This is a genomic window from Pelomonas lactea (assembly GCF_043555885.1).
GTDB lineage: Bacteria > Pseudomonadota > Gammaproteobacteria > Burkholderiales > Burkholderiaceae_C > Pelomonas > Pelomonas lactea.
Genome location: NZ_JBIGHX010000013.1, coordinates 57,126 through 65,556 on the forward strand (window position 1 = coordinate 57,126; position 8,431 = coordinate 65,556).

Annotated in this window: 8 protein-coding genes and 1 tRNA gene; all 9 read right to left on the reverse strand. The window is 63.9% G+C overall.

The annotated features are described in order from the left end of the window. Nucleotides 1–17 precede the first annotated feature (17 nt). Complete coding sequence (rpoB, locus tag ACG04Q_RS25275; protein ID WP_394514623.1) at nucleotides 18–4,139, reverse strand: DNA-directed RNA polymerase subunit beta; 4,122 nt, start codon at nucleotides 4,137–4,139, stop codon at nucleotides 18–20. Nucleotides 4,140–4,489: 350 nt separating this feature from the next. After that, nucleotides 4,490–4,870: a 50S ribosomal protein L7/L12 gene (rplL, locus tag ACG04Q_RS25280; RefSeq protein ID WP_025564475.1), complete on the reverse strand. Its 381-nt coding sequence runs from the start codon at nucleotides 4,868–4,870 to the stop codon at nucleotides 4,490–4,492. Nucleotides 4,871–4,921: 51 nt separating this feature from the next. After that, nucleotides 4,922–5,443, reverse strand: a complete 522-nt coding sequence (gene rplJ / locus ACG04Q_RS25285; RefSeq protein ID WP_394514624.1) for a 50S ribosomal protein L10 — start codon at nucleotides 5,441–5,443, stop codon at nucleotides 4,922–4,924. A 277-nt stretch (nucleotides 5,444–5,720) separates the two neighbouring features. Beyond that, the gene (gene rplA / locus ACG04Q_RS25290) at nucleotides 5,721–6,431 is read right to left on the reverse strand and encodes a 50S ribosomal protein L1 (protein ID WP_394514626.1); all 711 of its coding nucleotides are present in this window, start codon (nucleotides 6,429–6,431) and stop codon (nucleotides 5,721–5,723) included. A 1-nt stretch (nucleotide 6,432) separates the two neighbouring features. Further along, complete coding sequence (gene rplK / locus ACG04Q_RS25295) at nucleotides 6,433–6,870, reverse strand: 50S ribosomal protein L11 (RefSeq protein WP_025564481.1); 438 nt, start codon at nucleotides 6,868–6,870, stop codon at nucleotides 6,433–6,435. A gap of 178 nt (nucleotides 6,871–7,048) precedes the next feature. Continuing rightward, complete coding sequence (gene nusG / locus ACG04Q_RS25300; protein WP_394514628.1) at nucleotides 7,049–7,627, reverse strand: transcription termination/antitermination protein NusG; 579 nt, start codon at nucleotides 7,625–7,627, stop codon at nucleotides 7,049–7,051. 11 nt (nucleotides 7,628–7,638) lie between these two features. After that, nucleotides 7,639–8,025 (reverse strand): preprotein translocase subunit SecE, encoded by a 387-nt coding sequence (secE, locus tag ACG04Q_RS25305; RefSeq protein ID WP_394514630.1) that lies wholly within the window; start codon nucleotides 8,023–8,025, stop codon nucleotides 7,639–7,641. 142 nt (nucleotides 8,026–8,167) lie between these two features. Then, a tRNA-Trp gene (locus ACG04Q_RS25310) sits at nucleotides 8,168–8,243 on the reverse strand. Between the two features lie 15 nt (nucleotides 8,244–8,258). Then, nucleotides 8,259–8,431, reverse strand: a 173-nt coding sequence (locus ACG04Q_RS25315; protein WP_474103963.1) for an EF-Tu C-terminal domain-related protein, incomplete at its 5' end; no start/stop codon positions are given.

Here is an 8,431-nt window from a genome sequence, read left to right on the forward strand (position 1 = left end):
GTCTTCCTTTTCCTTCCTTAGTTGCGCTCGAGCTCGATGTCGATACCGAGCGAGCGGATTTCCTTGACCAGCACGTTGAACGATTCCGGCATGCCGGCCTCGATGGCGTGCTCGCCCTTGACGATGGACTCGTAGACCTTGGTGCGGCCGTTCACGTCGTCGGACTTGACCGTCAGCATTTCCTGCAGGATGTACGAGGCGCCGTAGGCTTCCAGCGCCCAGACTTCCATTTCACCGAAACGCTGGCCGCCGAACTGGGCCTTGCCGCCCAGCGGCTGCTGCGTGACGAGCGAGTACGGGCCGGTCGAGCGGGCGTGCATCTTGTCGTCCACCAGGTGGTGCAGCTTCAGCACGTGCATGTAGCCGACCGTGACCGGGCGCTCGAACTGCTCGCCGGTGCGGCCGTCGCACAGCCAGGCCTGCGTGCGCGTTTCGGTCAGGCCCTTCTTGGCGGCGATGTCGTCCGGGTAGGCCAGCTTCAGCATGCCGCGGATTTCTTCTTCCTTGGCACCGTCGAAGACCGGCGTCGCGAACGGCACACCCTTGGACAGGTTGGCCGCCATTTCCAGCACTTCGGCGTCGGTCAGCTCGTCGATGTTCTCGGTCTTGCCGCCGCTCTGGTTGTAGAGCTCGTCGAAGAACTTGCGCAGCTCGGCCACCTTGGAGTGCTGCTGCAGCATGTCGCCGATGCGCTGGCCGATGCCCTTGCCGGCCCAGCCCAGATGCACTTCCAGCACCTGACCCACGTTCATCCGCGACGGGACGCCCAGCGGGTTCAGCACGATGTCGGCAGGCGTGCCGTCGGCCATGTAGGGCATGTCTTCGATCGGCGTGACCTTGGACACGACACCCTTGTTGCCGTGACGGCCGGCCATCTTGTCGCCAGGCTGCAGGCGGCGCTTGACGGCCAGGTACACCTTGACCATCTTCAGCACGCCGGCGGGCAGCTCGTCGCCCTGCGTCAGCTTCTTGCGCTTCTCCTCAAACGACAGGTCGAAGCTGTGGCGGGTCTGGTCCAGCGCGTTCTTGATCGACTCGAGCTGATTGGCGACCTCTTCCTCGGCCGGGCGCACGTCGAACCAGTGGAACTTCTCGACCGAAGCCAGGTAGTCCTTGGTGATGACCGTGCCCTTGGCAATCTTCTGCGGGCCACCGTTGGCCACGCGGCCCACCAGCAGCTTCTCGATCCGGTCGAAGGCGTCGCTCTCGACGATGCGCAGCTGGTCGTTCAGGTCCAGGCGGTAGCGCTTCAGCTCGTCGTCAATGATCTGCTGGGCGCGCTTGTCGCGCTGGATGCCTTCACGGGTGAAGACCTGCACGTCGATGACGGTGCCGCTGGTGCCCTGGTCGACGCGCAGCGACGTGTCCTTCACGTCCGAAGCCTTCTCGCCGAAGATGGCGCGCAGCAGCTTCTCTTCCGGCGTCAGCGTCGTCTCGCCCTTCGGCGTGACCTTGCCCACCAGCACGTCGCCCGGGTTCACTTCGGCACCGATGTAGACGATGCCGGACTCGTCCAGACGGCCCAGTTGCTGCTCGGACAGGTTCGGGATGTCGCGGGTGATTTCTTCCGAACCCAGCTTGGTGTCACGCGCGTTGACCACCAGTTCCTCGATGTGGATCGAGGTGTAGCGGTCTTCGGCGATGACGCGTTCCGAGATCAGGATCGAGTCTTCGAAGTTGTAGCCGTTCCACGGCATGAACGCGACCAGCATGTTCTGGCCCAGGGCCAGTTCACCGATGTCGGTGGAGGCGCCGTCGGCAATGATGTCCTCGGCCGCCACCTTGTCGCCACGGCGCACGATCGGGCGCTGGTGGATGTTGGTGTTCTGGTTGGAACGCTGGTACTTGATCAGGTTGTAGATGTCGACGCCGACTTCGCCGGCCACCGTCTCGTTGTCGTTCACACGAATCACGATGCGGTTGGTGTCGACGTAGTCCACGATGCCGCCGCGGCGAGCCGCGACCACCGTGCCCGAGTCCTTGGCGGCCACGCGCTCGACGCCCGTGCCCACGAAGGCCTTCTCAGGGCGCAGCACCGGCACGGCCTGACGCTGCATGTTGGCGCCCATCAACGCGCGGTTCGCGTCGTCGTGCTCCAGGAACGGCACCAGCGAGGCCGCCACCGACACGATCTGCGTCGGCGCCACGTCCATGTACTGGATGCGCTCGGGCGAAGTCAGCACCGATTCGCCGTTCTCACGGGCCGACACCAGCTCGTCAGTCAGCTGGCCGCCGGCATTCAGCGTGGCGTTCGCCTGCGCGATGACGTACTTGCCTTCCTCGATGGCGGACAGATAGTCGATCTGGTCCGTGACGTGGCCGTCCACGACGCGACGGTACGGCGTCTCCAGGAAGCCGTACTCGTTCAGCTGCGCGTACAGCGCCAGCGAGTTGATCAGACCGATGTTCGGGCCTTCCGGCGTTTCGATCGGGCAGACGCGGCCATAGTGGGTCGGGTGCACGTCGCGGACTTCGAAGCCGGCGCGCTCGCGGGTCAGACCGCCCGGGCCCAGGGCCGAGACGCGACGCTTGTGCGTGATCTCGGACAGCGGGTTGGTCTGGTCCATGAACTGCGACAGCTGCGACGCGCCGAAGAACTCCTTCAGGGCCGCGGAGATCGGCTTGGAGTTGATCAGGTCGTGCGGCATCAGGGCTTCGGTCTCGGCCTGGCCCAGACGCTCCTTGACGGCCTTCTCGATACGCGCCAGGCCCGAGCGGTACTGGTTCTCGGCCAGTTCGCCCACGCAACGCACGCGGCGGTTGCCCAGGTGGTCGATGTCGTCCACTTCGCCGCGGCCATTGCGCAGCTCGACGAGGATCTTGACGACGTCAAGGATGTCCTCGTTGGACAGGTTCATCGTGCCTTCCGGCGTGTCACGGCCAACACGCGCGTTGAACTTCATGCGGCCGACACGGCTCAGGTCGTAGGTGTCGGTGCTGTAGAACAGGCGGTTGAACAGGGCCTCGACGGCGTCTTCCGTCGGCGGCTCGCCGGGGCGCATCATGCGGTAGATGGCGACGCGGGCAGCCAGCTGGTCGGCCGTCTCGTCAGACGCCAGCGTCTGCGAGATGTAGGCGCCTTCGTCCAGCTCGTTCGTGAACAGGCACTGGACTTCCTTGACGCCGGCGGCGCGCAGCTTCTTCAGCAGGGCTTCGGTCAGTTCGTCGTTGGCCTTGGCGATGATCTCGCCGGTGTCGGCGTCGATCATGTTCTTGGCCAGCACGCGGCCGACCAGGAAGTCTTCCGGCACCGAGATGTGCTGCGTGCCGGACTGCTCCAGCTGGCGCACATGACGGGCGGTGATGCGCTTGTCCTTCTCGACGATGACGGCGCCGCTCTTGTCGACGATGTCGAAGCGGGCGACTTCACCCTTCAGGCGGTCGGCGACGAATTCGAGCTGCGCGCCAACGTCCATCAGGCGGAAGTTGTCGAACACGAAGAAGTGGGCCAGGATCTGCTCGGGGTTCAGGCCGATGGCCTTCAGCAGGATCGTGACCGGCATCTTGCGGCGGCGGTCGACGCGGAAGTACAGGATGTCCTTCGGGTCGAATTCGAAGTCCAGCCAGGAACCACGGTAGGGAATGATGCGGGCGCTGAACAGCAGCTTGCCCGACGAGTGCGTCTTGCCCTTGTCGTGCTCGAAGAACACGCCCGGCGAACGGTGCAGCTGCGACACGATGACGCGCTCGGTACCGTTGACGATGAAGGAGCCGTAGTCGGTCATCAGGGGCACTTCGCCCATGTAGACCTCCTGCTCTTTGATCTCCTTGACGGTCTTCGCCTGGGGCGATTCACGGTCATAGATGATCATCTGCAGGCGCGCGCGGACGGCGGCGGCGTAGGTCAAACCCCGCTGCTGGCACTCACGGGTGTCGAACGGCGGCTTGGCGATGTTGAACTCGAGGAACTTCATCTCGACGAAACCGTTGTGCGAAACAATCGGGAACGCCGACAGGAAGGCCGCCTGCAGCCCTTCGGGCTTGCGCTTGGCGGGGGGCACGTCCTTCTGCAGGAAGGCCACGTAGCTGTCCTTCTGCATCGTGAGCAGATAAGGAACGTTGAGAACGCTCTCGCGCTTGCCGAAGCTCTTGCGGATCCGCTTGCGCTCGGTGTAGCTGTAGGGGGTTGCTTGCGCCATAAACACTCCGTGTCGAGTGCATCCCCGGCCGTGGGACGCACCGCGTCGGCGACTGGCTGGCTCACGCGCCCACAGACGGGCGGCTGCCTAGCTTGGTGGTTGGCCACTACCAACCGCTGGCGGACAACTCTGGCCTCGCGTTGAAGGCTTACCAAAGTCCGACCAAACTGGTTCTCTGCAGTCGGATCAGAGAACACGTGAAAGAACCGCGCATCATACCGCGCGCGGTTCTTTCAGCTGTTCTCCACGGGACAAACCCGCAAAGACGAAAAAGGGGAAGCCCGAAGGCCACCCCTTGTCTTGAATCCGGCAAACCGGATTCGATCGACGGGACAAGCCCGTCGACTTGATTACTTCATCTCGGCCTTGGCGCCGGCTTCGACCAGCTTCTTGACAGCGGCTTCGGCGTCGGCCTTGGAGATGCCTTCCTTGACGTTCTTCGGAGCGCCGTCGACCAGGTCCTTGGCTTCCTTCAGGCCCAGGCCCGTGATTTCGCGGACGGCCTTGATGACGCCGACCTTCTGAGCGCCGGCGTCGGTCAGGACGACGTTGAACTCGGTCTTCTCTTCAGCAGCGGCAGCAGCGCCGCCAGCAGCGCCACCGGCGGCCGGAGCTGCCATCGAAGCGGCGGACACGCCGAACTTCTCTTCAATTGCCTTGACCAGGTCGTTCAGTTCCAGAACGGTCATGCTGTCCAGGGCGGTCAGGAAAGCGTCTTTATCGAATGCCATGATGTGTTCCTAAATAACAGATGGGTTGCGTGGGTACGCGGTGTTCGTCGATCAGGCCGCAGCGGCTTCGGCGGGGGCTTCGGCGCCACCACCACGCTGTTGGGCCAGGGCAGCCAGCACGGCCGCGGTGCGCTGCACCGGCGACTTGAGCAGGCCAGCGATTTGCGACAGCAGCACTTCCTTGCTCGGGACAGCCGCCAGCGCCTTCACGCCATTGACGTCCAGAGCCTTGCCGCCGTAGGCACCGCCCTTGATGACGAGCTTGTCGTTGGTCTTGGCAAAGTCAGCGATGACTTTGGCAGCCGCGACAGCGTCTTCCGAAAAGCCGTAGATCAGCGGGCCGACCATGCTCTCCGCAGCCGCTTCGAACGGGGTGCCGGCGACGGCGCGACGGGCCAGGGTGTTCTTCAGCACGTGAAGATAGACACCCTTGGAACGTGCGTCGACGCGCAGCTTGTTCAAGGCTTCCACGGTGAGGCCACGGTACTCGGCCAGCGCCAGCGTCTGCGACTTGGCAGCTTGCGCTGCGACGTCGGAGACAACGGCTGCCTTCTCGTTGCGATTGAGACTCAAGGTCTACTCCTCACATTTGCTCCCTCAGCCTTGCGGCTTCGAGAGCGCCAGGGATTCAGCGACCATCTGTCAGGAAAAACCTGTCAGCGGGACCGCCATCTGCGCTGGTTCTCGATCACCGACGGATCGGTGACTTCGATTTAAGGGGTCTCCACCAGCGGTCTTGGATGACGCGCCGCTCCGGCGAACCGAAAGCAGCGCCCCACCAATCTTTGTTGCCCGGGGCCAGACTCGCCCCGCGCAGATTCTTTGCCCCGACCCAAGGGCCGGGTCATGCTCAGGCGGCGGTAGCCTGGGCGTTGATCGACGCGATTTCGACGCGGGCGCCGACGCCCATCGTCGAGGACACGGCCACCTTGCGCAGGTAGACACCCTTGCTGGACGCCGGCTTGGCCTTGTTCAGGGCCTCGATCAGCGCGCGCAGGTTGCCTTCCAGCTTGTCGGTGTCGAACGAGCGACGGCCGAGGGTGCCGTGGATGATGCCGGCCTTGTCGACGCGGAACTGGACCTGACCAGCCTTGGCGTTCTTGACAGCGGTGGCGACGTCGGGCGTGACGGTGCCGACCTTGGGGTTCGGCATCAGGCCGCGCGGGCCCAGGATCTGACCCAGGGTACCGACGACACGCATCGTGTCGGGCGAGGCGATGACCACGTCGAAGGGCATGTCGCCCGCCTTCACGCGCTCGGCCAGGTCTTCCATGCCGACGACGTCGGCGCCGGCGGCGCGGGCTTCTTCAGCCTTGGCACCTTGGGCGAACACGGCGACGCGCTTGGTCTTGCCGGTGCCATTGGGCAGCACGACGGCGCCGCGCACGACTTGGTCGGACTTCTTCGCGTCGATGCCGAGTTGCACGGCGACGTCGATGGACTCATCGAACTTGGCCGAGGCCAGGCTCTTGACCAGGTCCAGGGCTTCCGTCAGGCCGTACAGCTTGGTCGATTCGACCTTGCCAGCCAGTGCCTTTTGCTTCTTGGTGAGCTTGGCCATGTCAGACCCCTTCCACGATGATGCCCATCGAGCGGGCGGAGCCGGCGATGGTCTTGACCGCGGCGTCGATGCTGGCAGCCGTCAGGTCCTTGGTCTTGATCTTCGCGATCTCTTCCAACTGGGCGCGGGTCAGCTTGCCGACCTTGTCCAGGTGGGGGCGCTGCGAGCCCTTCTCGATCTTGGCAGCCTTCTTGATCAGCACGGTCGCCGGCGGCGACTTGATGACGAAGGTGAAGCTCTTGTCGGCGAAGGCGGTGATGACCACCGGCAACTTCATGCCCGGCTCGAAGCCGGCGCCGGACGTCTGGGCGTTGAACGCCTTGCAGAACTCCATGATGTTCAGACCACGCTGACCCAGCGCGGGACCCACCGGCGGCGAAGGATTTGCCTTGCCGGCCGGAATTTGCAGCTTGATGAAGCCGACAATTTTCTTGGCCATGTTTTCTCCAATCCAGTGACACCGCGGCCTGCGACATCACCTGAGTGCTAGCGCATCGGGATCGGACTGAATCTGAGATCCAGGTCCTTACCTTTGCTCCTCTTGTCCGCCTCTCGTTGCAGACTGGTCACGGGCCGACGCTCAGGGCGCGCCGACCAAAGCCCATGATTCTAGCGCGTCAGACCTTTTCGACCTGCGCGAAGTCCAGCTCCACCGGCGTGGCACGGCCGAAGATCGTGACCGACACACGCACCTTGGACTTGTCGTAGTTGACTTCCTCGACCGAGCCGTTGAAGTCGGTGAAGGGGCCTTCCTTGACGCGCACGACCTCGCCGACCGTCCACTCGACCTTGGGCCGGGGCTTCTCGACGCCTTCCTGCATCTGGTTGACGATCTTCATGACCTCGGCTTCCGAGATCGGGGCCGGGCGGTTCTTGGCGCCGCCGACGAAACCCGTCACCTTGGACGTGTGCTTCACCAGGTGCCAGGACTCGTCGTCCATGAACATCTCGACCAGCACGTAGCCCGGGAAGAAGCGGCGCTCGGTGACGGCCTTCTTGCCGTTCTTCAGCTCGACGACCTCTTCGGTCGGCACGAGGATGCGGCCGAATTTCTCCTGCATGGCCGCGCGATCGATGCGTTCACGCAGGTTGCGCTCGACAGCCTTTTCCATGCCCGAATAGGCATGAACAACATACCAGCGCTTGGGCAGGCCAGCGGGCGCCTCGGCGGCTGCGACGTTTTGCTCTTCGCTCATCTCGTTCCTTCTCAGCGCTTCCAGCCCAGGATCAGGTCGTACAGCACCCACTCCAGCGTCTTGTCCGTCGTCCACAGGAACAACGCCATGACGACAACGAAGATGAACACGTAGAGGGTCATCTGGCCAGCTTCCTTGCGGGTCGGCCAGACCACCTTCTTGACCTCGCGCACGGAGTCGCGGCCATAGGCGATTAGCGCCTTGCCATGCTCGGACGTGAAGAAGGCCGCCACGCCGGCAGCCAGCAGCACGATCAGCGAGGCCCACTGCACCAGCGCGCCCTGCTTGGACAGACCGTAATAAGCCACCAGCGCACCGATCAGCAGCAGCACTGCCGCGGCCAGCTTGGCCTTGTCGGCGCCGCTGGTCACGGTCTCGACTTGGGGAGGATTCGCCATCAGTTCACTTTCACGCGCCACCCAGGGTGGCTGCTCAGACGTTGCTGCAACACGCAGCCATCAGCAGCAAGGCCCGCCGAGATCACTCTCGCGGGCCGATGCTTGACTAGCCAGAAAACCAACCGCCGTGATCAGTGGCGGGTGGCAGGGGCAGAGGGTCTCGAACCCCCAACCTTCGGTTTTGGAGACCGACGCTCTGCCAATTGAGCTATGCCCCTGTGGCCTTGAAAAACTTACTCGAGGATCGTGGCGACGACGCCCGAACCGACGGTGCGGCCACCTTCACGGATGGCGAAGCGCAGACCGGTTTCCATGGCGATCGGAGCGATCAGCTTCACGGTGATGCCGACGTTGTCGCCGGGCATGACCATTTCCTTGTCCTTCGGCAGCTCCACGGCACCGGTCA